Below are 15,282 nucleotides of genomic sequence, written 5' to 3' on the forward strand. Positions count from 1 at the left end.
GGAGGCTGACCGCGTATGCCCAAGCAGGTGGATTACGAAAGCCGACGCCGCCGGATCGCCGAGGCCGTCTGCCTCCTTGCCGACGAACACGGACCGGAGGGAGTGAGCATGCGCGACGTCGCCGCCCGCGCGCAGGTGTCCCTGGGCGCCGTTCAGCGCTGCTTCCGCAGCAAGGAGGAGATGCTCCTGTTCGCCGTCGACCACGTCGGCGAACGCATCACCGAACGCGTGAGGGCACGCCTTGCCGCAAGCCCGGCCCCGTCGGCCGCCACCGCCCTGGGCCACGCGACCGACGAGATCGCCCTGCTCCGCGAGGAACACCGCGCCGAAGCACGGATCTGGCTCGCGTTCGTCGCCCAGGCCGCCGTCAAAGAGCCACTCGCCCGCCCGCTGAGAAACAGCTACGCGGCCCTCCACAACCTCCTCACCCGCCTGATCACAGAGGCCACCGAGAACGACCCGACCGACGGAGACACCGCACCGCCCAACCCGCGGGCCGAGGCCCGCACCCTGCTCGCCCTCACCGACGGCCTCACCACCCACGTACTCATGGGCCACTTGACCGCAGAGGAAGCCGAGGAAGTCCTGCACACCCACCTGGTCGACCTCTGGGAACGTCTCCGCGCCACCCGCCCCCGAAAGGACGTCTGACACTCATGGCGCTCAAGACGTCGTTCCTTTCCGTGGTTCTCGGGTCGCATTGTGCGTCGAGTTGTGCGTCGAGTTGCGCAGGGATACTGCTGTGGTGCTGTTGACGTGGATCGCCGAGGTGGCGGACGAGCCTGTGGTGCTGGAACCGGCTGACCGGCGGGTGGAGTGGGAGACCAACACCTGGTCGCTGGGTGCGGCTGACGAGGACAGGCGTTCGTTGTCCGTCGCCGAGGTGGTGGCGGCCTTCGAACGGACTGCTGCCGCCATCCGGGCGCGCGTTCGCGATCTGGGCTTCTCCGGGGTGGCGACGTTCTATGTGTGGCACGACGAACAGGCAGGACAGCTCCGGTGCTCGACCGGTTCTGTGCCTCCGGATGCGTTGCCGTTCAGAGGTACGTATGTGGCTTGCGACGACCTCGGTCCGGTCGTCGCGGGATTTCTGGCCGACAGCGAGCCAGGCTTCATCCCCTGGTCGGACCTGGACGACGCGCAGAGCATCCCGGAGCAGACCGAGACCGAGATCGAGCCGGAGGGCAGGCCCTTCGATGTCTGGGTCAGCAGTGTCGGAGCCTCACAGTGACTGGTCATGCCCGTCGACACGGACGACTCGGCGGTGACAGATGAGGGCTCCTGCCAATGCCGGCGAAGGCAAGGACCTCCTGTTCGAACCCATGCCTCGGTTCCCGGCACGAAGGAACCTCATCGGTCTGGTCGCTACCGTTCGTGACGACCAGGACTTCGACCGGGTCGCAGTCGGCCGCGGTGGCGAGGAGGCGGATCTTGCCGGGGCCGGTCGGGCGGAGAACGACCAGGGCACGGCCCTCGTAGGTGCGGCATTCGGTGGCGTCGAAGCGTTCCTCGGTGGACGGGTCGGCGCTGTCGAGGCCCAACAGGAGTCCCGCGCCGGAGACTTCGAGGCGCACGGGGGCGGTGGGCCTCGGTGTGGAGGGTGCCGTTCGGGTCCGTCAGGGTGAGGGAGACGTACGCGAGGTCGCCTCCGTCCGTCTTGATCACCGGGCGGTGTACGCCCGAACCGCCGGGGCGTGGTGCTGCGTTCGGGAGAGGCACTGGGGGTCCGTACGACGAGTGGACGCGAATACGTGGTCACCGTCGACGACTCGACCACCGCGGCCGCGCTGCTCAACGCCCTGGTGGACCGTCAGGCGAGGGAGCGCGAGTAGCGATGTTGTTCCGGGTGCTTACCCGCTCCCCCGTGCCGCTCGGCGAGCAGATCGCCGCCTGCGTGGGGGGCGCGCTCGCCAACGGCACGGCTGCCCCCGGCGAGCTGCTGCCACCCGCCCGCGAGGTGGCGGAGTCGCTGGGCGTCAACGCCTCATCAGTCAGGCCCGCGAACCCGGCTTCACGGACCAGGAGTTCCTGGCACTGGTCCACAACGGCCTGGCCGGCACGCCCGTCGCCACGCCCTCCGCCCCTGGAGACTGAGCACCACCGGCTCGTTCCTCTTCTCCGGCAACTGCCACTCGTTGAGGGCCGCGCCCGGCACGGTCAGCACCCGGACCTGACCTGCCATGACAGTGGTTACTGGTGGCTGCCTGCGAACTGGCGAACGAATCTGAGGGGTGCCGTACGTGCCGTGGGCGGAACCCTGGCACCCACCCGTTGTGAACAGTTCTGCGATGCATGCCTACGGAGAACGCACGCTGGACGTGTCCTCGCCGTCATGTGTGTCACTGCGGGCCTTGATGGCGGCGAGCCGGGCAGACCACTCGCGTTCGGCGATGACGAGGCCGCCCTCCAGCGTCTCGACGAGCGACGTCCGGTTCACCGACACCACCGTTGGCTCACGCCGGGCCTCGGTACCCCAGGCGGGACCGCCTCCATCGCGTACCCGACAGGCGAGGTGCACCCGGTCCCCGTCAGGGAACGCGAACGCTGTCACCTCGTCGGTGCACTCCCCCCACTCCAGGAACACACACCGCGCGAGTGCCGCCTCGGCCCCAGGTGAGATCCCGGTACCGGCGTCGTCGTACATCCAACTCTCGGCAAGGCGAAAGGACGCAGCCGGAGAGGTGAACCCCACCGGCGGCGTTGTCGGCGTGCGAAAGCGACTGAGCTCGTCCTTGAGCTTCTTGACCAGTAGGGGTGGGTAGAACGCGTTGTCCCACGTGTTCACATGGAGACCGCCGATAAAGATGTCGACGCACAGCAGCCCCGGGTCGTGTTCGACATGGAACTCCAAACCGAATCCGGTCCGGGACCCGAACAATATGGCGGCCCTCCCCAGCACGGGCGCGACACCCATCACAGCCCAACCCAACCCAACTCCAACCCTACTGTTCCGCTTTCGGTAGACGCCCTGGGCCGTTCCTTCCGGGTAGCTTCGCCGATCAGATGACGATATCCACGGACAGTGGCGTCGGTCCTGTCAGCCCCGCGGTTCCTGCGTCATCTTCGATGTCAGTGGTGGCTGCGATGCTGGCGGCATGATCCCTTGGAACCTGCTCGATCTCGACAGAGCCCTGCGCGCCAGCTGGTCCGCCGACACCTGTTCGCCCGACGACCAGGCCGACTGGCAGCCCGGCAACCCGGCCTGGGGGCACTGCGACATCACGGCCTTGGTCGTCAACGACGTGTTCAGCGGCGACCTCATCGTCGGTGAGGTGCACCTTGCAGGGACCGCGCGCGGCTTCCACTGGTGGAACCGACTGCCCAGCGGCATAGAACTCGATCTGACGCGCGAGCAGTTCCAACTCGGCCAGACCATCACCGCTGCCCGTGTCGTCGTACGCCCACCGGGCCCTCTTCCCCGCCGCTGGGAGGAGTACCTCCTTCTGCGTGAGCGCGTCACCAAACACCTCGGTCCGCTCCCGGAGCCTGTCTGAGGGGGAGAAGCATCCGTGGCGGTCGGCCCGCAGGAACAACGGCCCCGTGGCCTCGTCGGCTCAGCGGCCATCCGCGCCTCTCCATTTCTGTATGTCAGAGGGGAAGCGCTGGCGTAGTTCTGGCTGGCTGCGGGCCGTCGCGGTGTGGTCGCGGGGGAAGGTGAGGGGCCAGGCAACGCGCGGCGTCCCCCGGCGGCGCGAGCTGGGCCCATAGGGCATCCGTCCCGACGACGCCCCGTGGCTGACCAGGTCGTGGGTGAGGATGGGGAGACAGGCACTGGTACGGGCGCTCGGCCGAGCACAAGGAGACAGGATCTTTCGTCGCGTCTCATTCAAGTCCGGGATGCGGAGCGCGTCTACGGGATCCGGGGTCGGTTACCCGTGTTGTGCCGTGCCCGCTTCCGCTGATGTCGCGTCAAGGGTTGCGAGGTCGAAGCCGGTGTCGGTCAGGACGCCGGCGGCCACTCCGCGGCCGACCTGGGCGAGGCCGATCAGCAGGTCGTCGCAGTCGATGCGGTCGGAGCCGTTCTGCCGGGATCGGGCCTCCGCGATGTCGATCGCCTTGCGGGAGTAGGGGGTCCAGGCGATCCGTTCAGCCGCTTGGGAGGCGCCCATGCTCAGCCGGGCTCCGACGGACTTGTGGACCTCCTCGGGAGAGACACCGGCGGCCCGCAGGAGACGGGCGGCGCTGTTGTCCTCCGCGGTAAGGCCCCGCAGCAGGTGCTCTGTGCCGATGTAGTTGTTGCGGTGCTGTACGGCCGCTTGCTTGACGTGGACCATCGCTTGGCGGAGGTCGTCGGTCATCATCTCGGGGCTGTAGCGCTTGTGCGGGGCGTGGAAGCGCTGCTGGACCGCTTGGCGGGTCACGCCCAGGGCGGTGCCGATGTCCGTCCATGAGGAGCCGTGCATCCGGCAGTGCTCGACGTAGTCCTCGACCAAATCGTCCGCCAGGGCCTGTAGTTGGCCTGAGAGTTGCGCGGCCACCGTCAGCAGGGCGAGCCAGTCGGGCTGCTCTTGGCCGCCGGGGTGGTGTGCGGTGTCGCATCTCCGGTCGACTTCCGCGATGAGTTCGTCCAGGTCCGGAAGAGTCATGAGGCAAGTACGCCTTGACAATTCAGAATTGTCAAGGTGCACTTGCCTTTCTCGCTCGTGGGGACGGACAGGTACCCGGGCATGACTGACCGCATCAGCTCACGCCAAGAGCTCCCGGAGACCGCCCGGACACCGCGGAGACCGGACAACCCGGTTGCCAGTGGGCTCGTACAGGTGGATGGTGTCGCGGTCGTTGTTCCATGAGGAGTTGCTGTTGTCGCGGTAGGTCCGTCGCCCTCGTCATCCGTCTTGGGCTCGGGCTCGGGCTCGGGCTCGGGGCAATCTGCCGCTGGCGGAAACTCAGGTGGTCACGGCGCGCTGTCTGGGTAGGGTCGGGCGATGTCCGAGCTGAGGCAACTGCATGCCGATCATGCCCCGGCGGTCCTGGCCTTCGAGCTGGCGAACCGTGCCTACTTCGCTGCCTCGGTCCCCGACCGCGGCGACGACTTCTTCGACCAGTTCACTGCCCGGTACAACGCCTTGCTGGCTGAGCAGGCGGCCGGCATCTGTGCCTTCCACGTGCTGGTCGCCGAGGATGGCTCGGTACTCGGCAGGTTCAATCTGGTCGACATCGAGGACCACACTGCGGAACTCGGCTATCGGGTCGCCCAACATGTTGCCGGCCGTGGTGTGGCGACCGCGACCGTCCGGGAGCTGTGCCGGCTGGCGGCGGCGCGGCACGGGCTGCGCACACTGCGGGCGGCCACTGCCCGCCAGAATATCGCGTCCCAGAAGGTGCTGACCAAGGCCGGGTTCGTCCCTGTCGGCCCGGCCGACCCGGCCCACCTCTGCGGGAAGCCAGGCACCTGGTATCAGCGCGACCTCGTGCTCTAGCCGTTGCGGGTCAGGACGTTGGTGACGGCGCATAGTGGTGGGCAAGACTGGTGGCGAGGTCGCGGAGGTGAGCCCTGGCTTCGGTGGGGCCGTGCACAGTGATGGCGCTGCCGAACGGCAGTAGTGCTCGCACGTCCTCCAGATGCAGGAAGCGGATCGTCACCTTGTGGCCGGTGGCGGATTCTTCGTGGTCGCCCGTGATGAGTCGTTGGCCAAAGATCCGTTGCGCTCGCTCGATCTGGGTCTGGTCGATGGTGGCGCTGACCTCTATCACGTGGTTGTGTTCCCACTGATCAATGAGCGCCGCAGCGACGGTGGCCAGGGTCTGGCTCTCGCGGATCCGTCGTGGCTGGTCGACTTCTTTCCACATCGTGATCCGTTCGAGTCGGTACATCCGTGGCACTCGGGCACAGTCGGCGACGAGGTACCAGATGCCGGCCTTGGCGAACAGCCCGTAGGGATCCACGACCAGGTCGCGTGGGCATGACTCGCGTGGGCTGTCGTACTCGATCCATAGCCGGCGACCTCGCCGCACTGCGCCGATCAGGGAAGCCGGAGTCGTGCCGGAAGCTCGTGCCTGATGCCAGGGACGGCTGTCCACGTGCACCACGTCGGTGAGCGGCAGGAGCTCATGAACTCGACGTGGCTGTGTAGCGGCGATCTTGGAGAGCGCGCGCCGGCTTTCGGCCGATGCGTCGAGCTCCGCACGTTGCTTCTCGTCCAGCCCGGTGAGCGACAGATGATCACGCTCGCCCGGTGTGAGTCGCGTGAGGTCGAGTCCGGATCCGGGCAGCATGGTCACGCCTCCGAGGCGGCCCCGGTGTGCGGTCACCGGCAGACCGGCGTCGCGGAGCCAGTTCAGGTCCCGGGTGATGGTTCGAAGGGACACCCCGAGCGCTGAGGCGAGTTCCTGTGTGGTCACGGCATCCCTCGATTCGAGGAGCAGCATCAGGGTGAAGAAGCGGTCTGGGGTCACACACCAATTTTTTCAGGAATTGCGACACGATGCGGCGTATATCGCGGTCAGGCTGGTGGATGCGTACCTACCACCTGTGAGAAGGAACGATCATGACCACATCCGTCGTATCCATCGTCTACGTGAACGACGCTCCCGCCGCAGCTCGTTTCTACGGCGACCTCCTCGGCATGAGCCCCTCGTTCGAGACTCCGGGATACATCACCTTCGACCTCGGGCCGGGCGCTGACCTCGGTGTGTGGTCCGGCCAGTTCGAGGATCTGTCACCGGAGGTCCCGCGCACCAGTGAGGTGTGCCTGGCCATCGACGGTGGACCCGACGAGCTCAACGCGACCTTCAAGCAGTGGAGTTCCAAGGGGGTCACGATCCTGCGCGAGCCTTATGACGCGGGGTTCGGTCTGACCTTCCTCGCAGCCGATCCTGACGGGAACCGTATCCGCGTCGCACCGCGGGACTGAAAGGCCGCAATGCGGCAGGCGCGCACGACAGGTGTCGCGCCTGCCGTCGTCCGACTTCGAGAGGACGACGAGTGCCCCACGCGAATGCGCCCCTGAGCGTCGAGGGCCGTAGGCGGCTCGTGAACCGGTGCCAGACACGTCCCATCGCCCACGTCGCCGCGGAGACGGGCATCTCTCGCGCATGCGCCGGCAAGTGGGTAATCTCTGGCAGCTCTACGGTGATGCGGGATGGCAAGACCGACCGTCGAGTCCGCAGCGGAGTCCGAACGCGACTGCAGCATGGGTCATCGGGCAGATCGAGTCCTGGCGCCGCGAGCACAAGTGCTCCGCGCAACGGATCACCGACGAACCTGCGAGTATCGGGTTTGTGATCGACCGGCGAACCGTCAGCCGACGCCTGCCCCGGCTCGGCCTCGGCGAACATCACTTCATCGCCCCAGGCGGTGAGGTGGAGCGCGACCGGCGCATCATGGCCGAAGGAATCCTCTACGCCCGCGAGTTCACCAGCGAGGCCGCCCGGTCAGCCGCGGTCACAGCGTGGAACATCCACTACAACTACCACCGGCCGCATAGTGGTGGCAGGCGGCAGGTGGCTGAGACCCTCCAGTCGGAGAAGGCTCGGCCGGACTCGACGAGCACCAGGTCCGCCGCTTCACCTCCTGGTCCGGCTGGGTCACCCTGGCCATGCTCGCCCACGTCTCCTCGCCGTAGTCCGCGCCGACGAACACGCCCGCCATCCCACCCGGACAGGCTGATCCGCTCACCTGCAACGGGATCCAGCGACTGTTCACGACGCTCGTCGCCCGACCCGAACACGATGCGGGCCCACCGGCTCGGCTGGTCCACCCGGCGACGCCGCCATCAGGACCGAGCCGCCGCTCAGGACACTGCGAGCCGACGAGCGCGGGAGCGGATTCCCGGCCGAGCATCGCCGCGTGCTGGACGAAATGAAGTGGCGTCGGCCGGGACCGTCTTGCTTGGATGCCCGGCGTGACTTCTGCCGATTCCGACGATCATCCTGAGCGGGCATTGCTGGACCGACTCGAGGAGTACTACGACGCGGTCCCGCGCCACGGTGCCCGGGTCGAGGACCACGGGCCGCTCACCCTCTTCGTACGGGAGGGCAAGGGCTGGCCGTTCTATGCCCGTCCTGCACGGGAATGGTCGGGGCCGCTGGCTGCCGCTGATGTGCAGAAGGTCCGTGCCCGGCAGCGGGAGTTGGGGATCCCGGAAAGTTTCGAATGGGTCGCCGAGACCACGCCCACGCTGCGGGCAGCGGTCGAGGAGTCGGGACTCGTGGTTCACGAGCATCCGCTGATGGTGCTCGATCCGAGTACTCCGGCAGTGCCGGTGGAGGAGTTGTCGGGCGGCATAGCGGTGCGGATCGTAGGGGCGGACGATCCGATGCTGTCCAGCGCTCTGGCCATTCCTCATCTCGCCTTCGCCGAGCCGGGAACCCACGTCGGTCGCGCGGGAACCCCGCAACTGGCGGAAGCGGTAGCCACCGGTCTTGTCGACGGATCGGTGGAACGCGCGATCGTCCGTATCCGGGCAGGTCTGACGGTGGTCGCCGCAGCTGTCGAGGACGCGGCGGCACTCTCTGCCGGCCAGCACCAACCGCTCGCGGGAGTCAGCGAGATCGTAGGCGTCGGAACGCTTCCCACGGCTCGCCGTCGCGGTCTCGCACTCGCGGTGACCGCGGCACTGGTGGCCGACGCCCGGTCGCGGGGCGCGGCTACCGTCTTCCTGTCGGCAGGTGACGACGATGTCGCGCGGATCTACGCGCGACTCGGCTTCCGCACGATCGGTACGGCACTGATCGCCGAACCCGCTGAACCTACTGAACCCACGGAACCCGCTGAACCCGCTGAACCCGCTGAACCCACCGAATAGACCCAGACTGGCCGCTCTGCGGCGCGGCGTTGAATAGACGCTCGCGCGAGAACGGACCGAGGCGGCGGGATCACTCGACCGCGCCACCCCGGTCCGGTCAGCGGACCTAAGCCACTACGGACAGGTGGGTGCGGACTGGATCATGATGCCGGTCACCGTGAAGTCCGAGTTGAAGATCGCGGTTATGTTGGGGTTGACGCACAACGCCCCTGTCGCGCCAGTCGGGTTGTAGGTGTACCGGAGGTAGACCCGGTCGTCGTTGCGCGTGTTGCGGACGTAGTCAGCGCCTCGGCTGTTGGGGCCGAGATTCTGGTAGCTGCTGGTGACGTCCTGGTAGCCGGCCGTGGGTGCGCCGCTGTTCCACTGGGTGACGGTCGGATAGAAGCACACGCGGGGGTAGACGCACCCGTTGTAGCTGTCCGCGGCGGCGCTGGGCGCTGTGGCGATTGCGGCGGTGACCATGGCGGCCGAGGCTATGCCGAGGGCGGCGACTCTGCGAGATGTCTGCATGGCCGCGATACTTCCGCAGGAACATCTGTGCCAGTAGTGCACTTCCAGGCAGACCCAGGTGGTCCGGCGGGGACGAGGTCCATGATGGCCGGTTCCTCTGTCACCCATCCCCAAGTGGTACCGCGCATGCTCTCAGAACGCACTGGCCACCCTGTCACCACCGATCCCCGAATGTCCGAAACTTCGATGAGCCGTGGTGCACGTGGGGTGCGTGGGGTCTCAGAGGCGCCGTATGGACAGAATCGGCGCAGGAGTCTGACCTGTTGTCACCACCGCGCCCGACGCCTGAAGTATCTCGGGCCGTCAACAACGAGGCGGACGCGCTGCCCGCCCTGCGGCCGGCTGTGACCATCCGTCGCACCCGACCGATGAGCTACTGCGTCATGCGCGCCGACTTCGACCAGATCAGACGAACAGATCAGACTGCTGCCACACCTAGCGTGGGCCGACCATACCCCTAACGAAGCCCGCCAAACCGGCGACCGTCCACCCTGTACGCCTCTTCGGCATCCACCCCGGCGTCGCGGTGACTTACCTACACGCCGCGCTTGCCGGATGGTCGTGGGTACCGGACACACTTCATATGCGATACGATACGTCTCGTCTTGCGTTCGTGGCCTATAGAAGGGGCATCATGGAACACTTCGTCGACGCCGCACCCGGTGTACGCCTCTGGGCGGAAGGCCGTGGTGCCGCCGACGCGTCTCCGCTGCTGCTGATCATGGGTGCGCAGGCATCCGGCCTGGGCTGGCCGGACGAACTGGTGGACATGCTCGCCTCCCGCCATCGCGTGATCCGCTACGACCACCGCGACACCGGGCGCTCCACCTGGGCGTTCGACCAGCGGCCCTATCCCCTCCGCGAACTCGCCGATGACGCCCTCGCGGTGCTGGACGCCCTCGACGTCGAACGCGCCCATATCGTGGGCATGTCGATGGGCGGCATGCTCGCGCAGCTCCTCATCGCCGACCATCCCGACCGGCTGCTCAGCGCGACCCTGATCGGCACCAGCGCGCTCAGCACCGTCCCGTACGTCCAGCCGGACGAAACCCGGACCCCGCCCGAGGAACTTCCGGGTATCTCACCCCGCCTGCTGGAGATGTGGTCCCGCCCGGTGGCGGACCTCGGCCTGGAAGCAGAGTTGGAACGGCGGGTCGAGCACTGGCGGGTACTGGGTGGCGATCAGCTCCCCTTCGACGACGAGTACGCCCGCGCCCAGGAGTGGAAGGTCATCGCGCACACCGGGCACCACGCCACCAGCACCGCGCATGCCCGCGCCGACGCCTCCCACCTGGACCGCACCGAGCAACTCGCCCGGACCACGGTGCCCACCCTCGTCATCTCCGCTCCCGCCGAACCGGTCTTCCCGCCGCCGCATCCCCACCACCTCGCCCAGGCGATCAAGGGCGCACGCATCGTCGACATCCCTGGCATGGGGCACGCACTCCCCCGTGAGGTGCACGCGCCTCTCGCCGCCGCGATCCTGGACCACACCACCGAACGCTGATGCGCGGCAGGACCTGAGGACGGCAGGAAGCAGGCTCCGGCTGTCCCGCTTGGACGACTGCACAGCCGAGGAGATGACGGCCAGGCGCTCCACCCGCGTCCTCGCCGTACACGCGATACCCGGACGCGGTCCGCTCGGCTGACGCCCCCTGACTCCGGGGCGCGCGGGGACGCGTATGGCCCCTCCTCAGAACTGGCCGAGGAGGCGGACGTCCGGTGCGTCGGAGAGGAAGTCCAGGAGCAGCCTGTTGACGACCTCCGGCTTCTCCAGCGGCAGGGCGTGCGAGGTGCCGGGGACCACGGCGAGCTGGGCCTGGGGCAGTGCCCGTGCCATGGCGGCGCCGTGCTCCACGCGTACCTCGTCCCGGTCGCCCAGCATGACGAGCACGGGTACGGCGATCCTCTTGAGGTCGTCCAGGACCAGTCCGGGGCCTTCGCGCCACATCCGGGTCAGCTTCTCCAGGACGACGGGGAAGTGCTCGGGACCGTCCGGGGAGAGGGCCGCGTACGGCGGGTAGGACATCGATGTCAGCAGCCGCTGCGTCTCCTCGGCGTCGGCCGACATGACCAGCGTGGAGTCCTCCGCCCCTTCGTCGGTGGAGGTGCCGATCACCACGAGCTTGCTGACCAGGTCGGGGCGGCGCAGGGCGAGATGCAGTCCGACCACCCCGCCATCGCTCCAGCCGACGACCCGGACCGGGCCGGTGCCCCGTTCGTCGAGGAGGGCGGCGGTGTCGTCGGCCATGCCGGGGTAGGTCATGGGTCCGTCGAGGTCCTGGGTGCGGCCGTGGCCGCGGCGCTCGGGGGCCAGCACCCGGTACCGCTCGGCGAGTGCCGGGAGCTGGGCTGACCAGCTCTCCACCGTGACGCCGCCGCCGTGCAGCAGCAACAGCGGCCCGCCCGCGCCCGGTTCCTCCTTCTGCCCATTCGCCCCCTGTTCCTCGTAGTACGTGCGCAGGCCCCGCACCGTCACATAGGAGCCGGTCAACGTGTCTTCCTTTCGCACACGCAGGGAGCCGTCATCGGCCCGGACGAGTAGGTCCTTACGAACGGTACTGCGGTGGGACACGGTGGAGTGACGGTGCTGGAGCCGGGAGGGGCGGAACCCGATTGGCAGTCGCGGGGCCTCAGCCGCTGCCGGAGCTCGGCGACCTGCCCAGCGAACACCCGTACTCCCTGTTGCCGAGGACCGTCTCCCGGGGTCCCGACACCTTGGCACTCCTGTTCTCGGTGTCCCGCTCACCCTTTCGCACGCGGCGTCACGCTCCTGCTCGCGCGCCCCCTGGTCGGTCCCCGGTTTCCTCGTCCCGCGGAACGACAATGGCCTCCGAGGCACTCCCCCACGCCACTGGAGACATCCATGCCCACGCCTGCGCCCACACCTACACCCACGCCCACGCCCATGCCCATGCCCATGCTGGCCATCAAAGGTACGTATCGGATCATCAACACCCGGCCCGACGGCGACACCGTCTCCTTCCTGCCCCAGGATCCCGGCTTCTGGTGCGACGTGCCCGGCAGGAACCGGGTCAAGCGCAACAGCCGTGGCGGCGGTACGGTCCGGATGGACGCCATCGACGCGCTGGAGACCCACTACGAGGGGGTGGGCCCCGAAGAGGTGCACCAGCCGCTGAACCTGGGAGCTCGCGCCGCCCGCGACGAGTTGCTGTCCTGGCTGGGTTTCCACAGCATCCTCATGGACGAGAGGGAGAAGGTCGTCGCCTCGACCCCGGAGACCGTGCCCGGCTACGTCCTCGCGAGCGGTGCCGACATCTTCGGCCGCTGTATCGCCCTGGTCGGCCGGGGCGACCTGCCGCCGGGCGTCAAGAACGGCCGGCGCAGCATCGTGACCATCGACCACCTGCATCAGACAGCCAACCACCGCCTGCTCGAACTAGGCCTGGTCTACCCGACCTTCTACAGCAAACTCCCCGAAGCGCTGCGCGAGGACATGGCCGAAACCACCCGGCGGGCACGCGCCACCAAGGCCCCCAACAGCGTGTGGGCCAATGACGTGACCTTCGAGGACGGCGCCAAGATCAAGGACCTCACTTCCATCACCGCGCACCAGGTGATCCTGCCGAAGCTGTTCCGTCGGCTCGCGGACTACATCCGCCTCTTCGGCCCGTCCCTGACCTGCTTCCCCGCCTATCTGGCCGGCGAGAACGAAGAGTTCCGGCTGTCAGGGCAGGAGAAGTCCTTGCACGGGCTGCAGCACGTCATCAAGATCACCGACAACATCATCAAGATGACCCGGCCGATCGAGGACATCACCATCCTCGAGAAATGACGCCTGCGGGCGTCAGGTGGCGGTGGGCCAGGTCCGTGACAGGGCGGCGATTCCCAGCGGTGCAGGCGGAACTGAGGAGCAGGCCCTGATGGGCTTGCAGCCTTGCGGCCTTGGCGTCGTGGCCGCAGTGGCCGTCGTGGACCGACTACTCGAACAGCGCGGCCCGATGGCGGGTTTCACCACCGCCCTGGCCTGGCCAGGCCTTTCACCATCGTTCTCAGGGTCGCCCTCCACCCCCCGATGGAGGCCGTCCCCGGGGACAGTCCAGGGCCCAGCCCCTTCGCCCGCAGGAGGTCAGGGCTTCTGTCGCGTGGTGCGCTGGACGGTATGGCGATCGACAGGCGTACGGCGGTGACAGCCGTGACAGTGGTGACGGCTTGGGGGCTGGGGGCGCTCGCGTCGGAGGCCCTGGGGTTCCGGCCCCGCGACGGCGGCCCGGGCTCCCGGCCGATCATGGTTCAGGGCGAGTCGGCCATCCGCGGAAACATCCCTGTACGAAGGGACCGGCGGGCTTCCGGCGGTGCGTTGCTCGCGCTGGAGACCGACCGGCGCCCGCCCGCCTCCGGTTGGTACGCGACCTACGAGGTCGAGGTGCCCGCGCCGGGCCCGTACCGGCTGGAGGCGGTGGCCACCGTCCCGGTCGAACACCCTCAGGTCGAGGAGACCGGCTCGTACTTCGGGCTCGCGGTCGACGACGGGCCGCCGGTACCGGTCGCCCGTTCCCAGCCGTACTGGTACGAGTCGGCGCCCGCGTGGGGCGATCTGGCACGGCTGGACCTGGGGGTGGTGGAGCTGTGTGCCCCGCGGAAGGACCAGAAGCACCAGAAGCACCAGAAGCACCAGAAGCACACGATCACGTTCGTGGTGCACGAGCCGAGTGTGCTGTCGACGTCCACCGGATACCGCTTCCTCCTCGACCGTTTCACGCTGACCCCCGTGACACGGGTGGGCCTGACGGGAATCCACCTCGGTGATCCGGACACCTTGGGTGTCCACCGGGGCGACGACATGCCGGAGCTGCGCTTCGTGCTCCAGGCGCGGACGGAGCGGGCCCGGCGGCTGCCCTTCACCGTCACCGACTACTTCGGCGAGCGGGTCGCGGCCGGAACGGTGACCGTGCCGGCGGGCCGGGCTTCGGGGGCGGTGACGCTGCCCGAGCTGCCGCCGGGCCACTACCGGGTGACGTCGGCAGGGGTGACCGGCTGTTTCGCCCTGCTCCCCGAGCGCCGACCCGTTCCGGGCGGACGCTTCGGCGTCAACGCTTACGTCTTCTCGCTCGTACCGCCGTCCCGGCAGGTCCAGGTGATCGCCGAGGGCCCTGCCGACGGCAGCTGGACGGCGACTGCCACTGCGGACCGATGGTCGTTGTCCAAAGCGCCGAGCGGCCGACCAACCGCAGTCGTACTGCTGGATACAGAGACCGTCTGGCGATTGTCTACGCGGAACATCGATCCTGCGGATGCCTTGTCCCGCGCCCATGTGCAAGGAGATCGTCGGCTCGCCGAAGCCGCGTGCCAGATCGTGTCCATCGTCTACTGACCCGACGCTGGCCTCACCGGCTTCCACCGTGCCTGGCACCAACAGCGCCAGCGATGGGCACCGACATCACGCATTCAACTTCAGTAGTGCTCTGACCACAAACGTTCGCCGGGTGATCAGCGTCGTCGACAGGGTAGGCGCGATCGCGGCTTCCCCTGCGGATCGGTATGGGCGCACATCGGTGTCGATTAGTGTCGAGACTGTGGAGACGACACATCGGCCCGCCGCGCGGGTAATCTGCCTGGACGCTGCCCACCGCCTGCTTCTTCTCCACTGGCGTGATCCGTTTGATGGGGCATGGCTCTGGGAGCCGCCCGGTGGGGGAATCGAACCGGGCGAGACCCCGCTGATGGCGGCACGGCGTGAACTGGCCGAGGAGACCGGACTGGACCCGGCCGCGGTCCTTGACCGTTCGGTGCCGGTCGAGCGTGACGTGTGGTGGAACGGCAAGCGGTACGTCGGGCCGGAACACTTCTTCGTGGCCTATTTCACCAAGGAGCAACCGGCGTTGGTGCGAACCGGCCTGCTCCCCGATGAACGGGCCAACCTCCACAAGTACGCCTGGGTCGCGTGGTCCGACCTGGACTCGCTGTCGGATCGGATCGAGCCGCCGCAACTGTCGGCCGTTCTCGCCGCTCTGGTACCGGAGGGTCCTTGGCGCGATCTCGCTCTGTGACCCGGAAGGTTGCC

General features: G+C 68.0%; 17 protein-coding genes and 1 pseudogene. 12 read left to right on the plus strand and 6 right to left on the minus strand.

Annotated features, from left to right (window positions below; translation table 11 throughout):
• Nucleotides 1-15: 15 nt before the first annotated feature.
• Together ABT147_RS00835 and ABT147_RS00840 are read left to right on the plus strand one after the other, a co-directional pair.
• Nucleotides 16-651, plus strand: a complete 636-nt coding sequence (locus ABT147_RS00835; RefSeq protein WP_351401263.1) for a TetR/AcrR family transcriptional regulator — start codon at nucleotides 16-18, stop codon at nucleotides 649-651.
• A gap of 91 nt (nucleotides 652-742) precedes the next feature.
• On the plus strand, nucleotides 743-1,231 hold the full coding sequence (locus ABT147_RS00840) for a hypothetical protein (protein WP_351401264.1): 489 nt from the start codon (nucleotides 743-745) through the stop codon (nucleotides 1,229-1,231).
• Between the two features lie 4 nt (nucleotides 1,232-1,235).
• Here ABT147_RS00840 and ABT147_RS00845 read toward each other — a convergent pair whose 3' ends face one another.
• Nucleotides 1,236-1,574 (minus strand): hypothetical protein, encoded by a 339-nt coding sequence (locus ABT147_RS00845; protein ID WP_351401266.1) that lies wholly within the window; start codon nucleotides 1,572-1,574, stop codon nucleotides 1,236-1,238.
• A 120-nt stretch (nucleotides 1,575-1,694) separates the two neighbouring features.
• Here ABT147_RS00845 and ABT147_RS00850 point away from each other — a divergent pair, with 120 nt between their 5' ends.
• On the plus strand, nucleotides 1,695-1,832 hold the full coding sequence (locus ABT147_RS00850) for a hypothetical protein (RefSeq protein WP_502983006.1): 138 nt from the start codon (nucleotides 1,695-1,697) through the stop codon (nucleotides 1,830-1,832).
• 464 nt (nucleotides 1,833-2,296) lie between these two features.
• Here ABT147_RS00850 and ABT147_RS00860 read toward each other — a convergent pair whose 3' ends face one another.
• A complete protein-coding gene (locus ABT147_RS00860) occupies nucleotides 2,297-2,851 on the minus strand; it encodes a hypothetical protein (RefSeq protein ID WP_351401268.1) in 555 nt (184 codons plus the stop codon).
• A gap of 244 nt (nucleotides 2,852-3,095) precedes the next feature.
• On the opposite strand from ABT147_RS00860, the gene ABT147_RS00865 reads away from it, so the two are divergent.
• The gene (locus ABT147_RS00865) at nucleotides 3,096-3,494 is read left to right on the plus strand and encodes a YunG family protein (protein WP_351401270.1); all 399 of its coding nucleotides are present in this window, start codon (nucleotides 3,096-3,098) and stop codon (nucleotides 3,492-3,494) included.
• 375 nt (nucleotides 3,495-3,869) lie between these two features.
• Here the strand turns inward: ABT147_RS00865 and ABT147_RS00870 are convergent, their stop codons facing one another.
• Nucleotides 3,870-4,586: a Clp protease N-terminal domain-containing protein gene (locus tag ABT147_RS00870; protein WP_351401272.1), complete on the minus strand. Its 717-nt coding sequence runs from the start codon at nucleotides 4,584-4,586 to the stop codon at nucleotides 3,870-3,872.
• A gap of 339 nt (nucleotides 4,587-4,925) precedes the next feature.
• On the opposite strand from ABT147_RS00870, the gene ABT147_RS00875 reads away from it, so the two are divergent.
• Nucleotides 4,926-5,420, plus strand: a complete 495-nt coding sequence (locus ABT147_RS00875) for a GNAT family N-acetyltransferase (protein WP_351401274.1) — start codon at nucleotides 4,926-4,928, stop codon at nucleotides 5,418-5,420.
• A 10-nt stretch (nucleotides 5,421-5,430) separates the two neighbouring features.
• On the opposite strand, the gene ABT147_RS00880 is transcribed toward ABT147_RS00875, so the two are convergent.
• Nucleotides 5,431-6,396 (minus strand): helix-turn-helix transcriptional regulator, encoded by a 966-nt coding sequence (locus ABT147_RS00880; protein ID WP_351401276.1) that lies wholly within the window; start codon nucleotides 6,394-6,396, stop codon nucleotides 5,431-5,433.
• A 92-nt stretch (nucleotides 6,397-6,488) separates the two neighbouring features.
• Here ABT147_RS00880 and ABT147_RS00885 point away from each other — a divergent pair, with 92 nt between their 5' ends.
• The 3 genes and pseudogenes from ABT147_RS00885 to ABT147_RS00900 all read left to right on the plus strand — a co-directional run bounded on the left by ABT147_RS00885 (nucleotide 6,489) and on the right by ABT147_RS00900 (nucleotide 8,747).
• Nucleotides 6,489-6,854, plus strand: coding sequence for a VOC family protein (locus ABT147_RS00885; protein WP_351401277.1), 366 nt, complete (start codon nucleotides 6,489-6,491; stop codon nucleotides 6,852-6,854).
• A gap of 571 nt (nucleotides 6,855-7,425) precedes the next feature.
• A pseudogene (locus ABT147_RS00895) lies at nucleotides 7,426-7,728 on the plus strand (IS701 family transposase); the annotation flags it as partial.
• A gap of 107 nt (nucleotides 7,729-7,835) precedes the next feature.
• A complete protein-coding gene (locus ABT147_RS00900) occupies nucleotides 7,836-8,747 on the plus strand; it encodes a GNAT family N-acetyltransferase (protein WP_502983007.1) in 912 nt (303 codons plus the stop codon).
• 114 nt (nucleotides 8,748-8,861) lie between these two features.
• Here the strand turns inward: ABT147_RS00900 and ABT147_RS00905 are convergent, their stop codons facing one another.
• A complete protein-coding gene (locus ABT147_RS00905) occupies nucleotides 8,862-9,257 on the minus strand; it encodes a hypothetical protein (RefSeq protein WP_351401282.1) in 396 nt (131 codons plus the stop codon).
• 634 nt (nucleotides 9,258-9,891) lie between these two features.
• Between ABT147_RS00905 and ABT147_RS00910 the strand changes: the two genes are divergently transcribed.
• Nucleotides 9,892-10,764 carry an alpha/beta fold hydrolase gene (locus ABT147_RS00910; protein ID WP_351401284.1) on the plus strand — a complete coding sequence of 291 codons (873 nt, stop codon included), beginning with the start codon at nucleotides 9,892-9,894 and terminating at the stop codon, nucleotides 10,762-10,764.
• Nucleotides 10,765-10,950: 186 nt separating this feature from the next.
• On the opposite strand, the gene ABT147_RS00915 is transcribed toward ABT147_RS00910, so the two are convergent.
• Nucleotides 10,951-11,751 carry an alpha/beta fold hydrolase gene (locus ABT147_RS00915; protein WP_351401286.1) on the minus strand — a complete coding sequence of 267 codons (801 nt, stop codon included), beginning with the start codon at nucleotides 11,749-11,751 and terminating at the stop codon, nucleotides 10,951-10,953.
• Nucleotides 11,752-12,177: 426 nt separating this feature from the next.
• Between ABT147_RS00915 and ABT147_RS00920 the strand changes: the two genes are divergently transcribed.
• From ABT147_RS00920 to ABT147_RS00930, 3 genes are all read left to right on the plus strand, one after another.
• Nucleotides 12,178-13,053 carry a nuclease gene (locus ABT147_RS00920; protein WP_351401288.1) on the plus strand — a complete coding sequence of 292 codons (876 nt, stop codon included), beginning with the start codon at nucleotides 12,178-12,180 and terminating at the stop codon, nucleotides 13,051-13,053.
• A 327-nt stretch (nucleotides 13,054-13,380) separates the two neighbouring features.
• Nucleotides 13,381-14,592, plus strand: coding sequence for a hypothetical protein (locus tag ABT147_RS00925; RefSeq protein WP_351401290.1), 1,212 nt, complete (start codon nucleotides 13,381-13,383; stop codon nucleotides 14,590-14,592).
• A 112-nt stretch (nucleotides 14,593-14,704) separates the two neighbouring features.
• Nucleotides 14,705-15,268, plus strand: a complete 564-nt coding sequence (locus tag ABT147_RS00930) for an NUDIX hydrolase (protein WP_351401292.1) — start codon at nucleotides 14,705-14,707, stop codon at nucleotides 15,266-15,268.
• Nucleotides 15,269-15,282 lie beyond the last annotated feature (14 nt).

Origin of the sequence: Streptomyces sp. NPDC001868 (assembly GCF_040297125.1) — a bacterium.
Taxonomy (GTDB): Bacteria; Actinomycetota; Actinomycetes; order Streptomycetales; family Streptomycetaceae; genus Streptomyces.

Coding starts and splice junctions, on each gene's coding strand:
- ABT147_RS00905 (WP_351401282.1), bottom strand. CDS start 9,257: ATGCAGACATCTCGCAGAGTCGCCGCCCTCGGCATAGCCTCGGCCGCC.
- ABT147_RS00910 (WP_351401284.1), top strand. CDS start 9,892: ATGGAACACTTCGTCGACGCCGCACCCGGTGTACGCCTCTGGGCGGAA.
- ABT147_RS00885 (WP_351401277.1), top strand. CDS start 6,489: ATGACCACATCCGTCGTATCCATCGTCTACGTGAACGACGCTCCCGCC.
- ABT147_RS00875 (WP_351401274.1), top strand. CDS start 4,926: ATGTCCGAGCTGAGGCAACTGCATGCCGATCATGCCCCGGCGGTCCTG.
- ABT147_RS00925 (WP_351401290.1), top strand. CDS start 13,381: ATGGCGATCGACAGGCGTACGGCGGTGACAGCCGTGACAGTGGTGACG.
- ABT147_RS00870 (WP_351401272.1), bottom strand. CDS start 4,586: ATGACTCTTCCGGACCTGGACGAACTCATCGCGGAAGTCGACCGGAGA.
- ABT147_RS00835 (WP_351401263.1), top strand. CDS start 16: ATGCCCAAGCAGGTGGATTACGAAAGCCGACGCCGCCGGATCGCCGAG.
- ABT147_RS00920 (WP_351401288.1), top strand. CDS start 12,178: ATGCTGGCCATCAAAGGTACGTATCGGATCATCAACACCCGGCCCGAC.
- ABT147_RS00900 (WP_502983007.1), top strand. CDS start 7,836: ATGCCCGGCGTGACTTCTGCCGATTCCGACGATCATCCTGAGCGGGCA.
- ABT147_RS00865 (WP_351401270.1), top strand. CDS start 3,096: ATGATCCCTTGGAACCTGCTCGATCTCGACAGAGCCCTGCGCGCCAGC.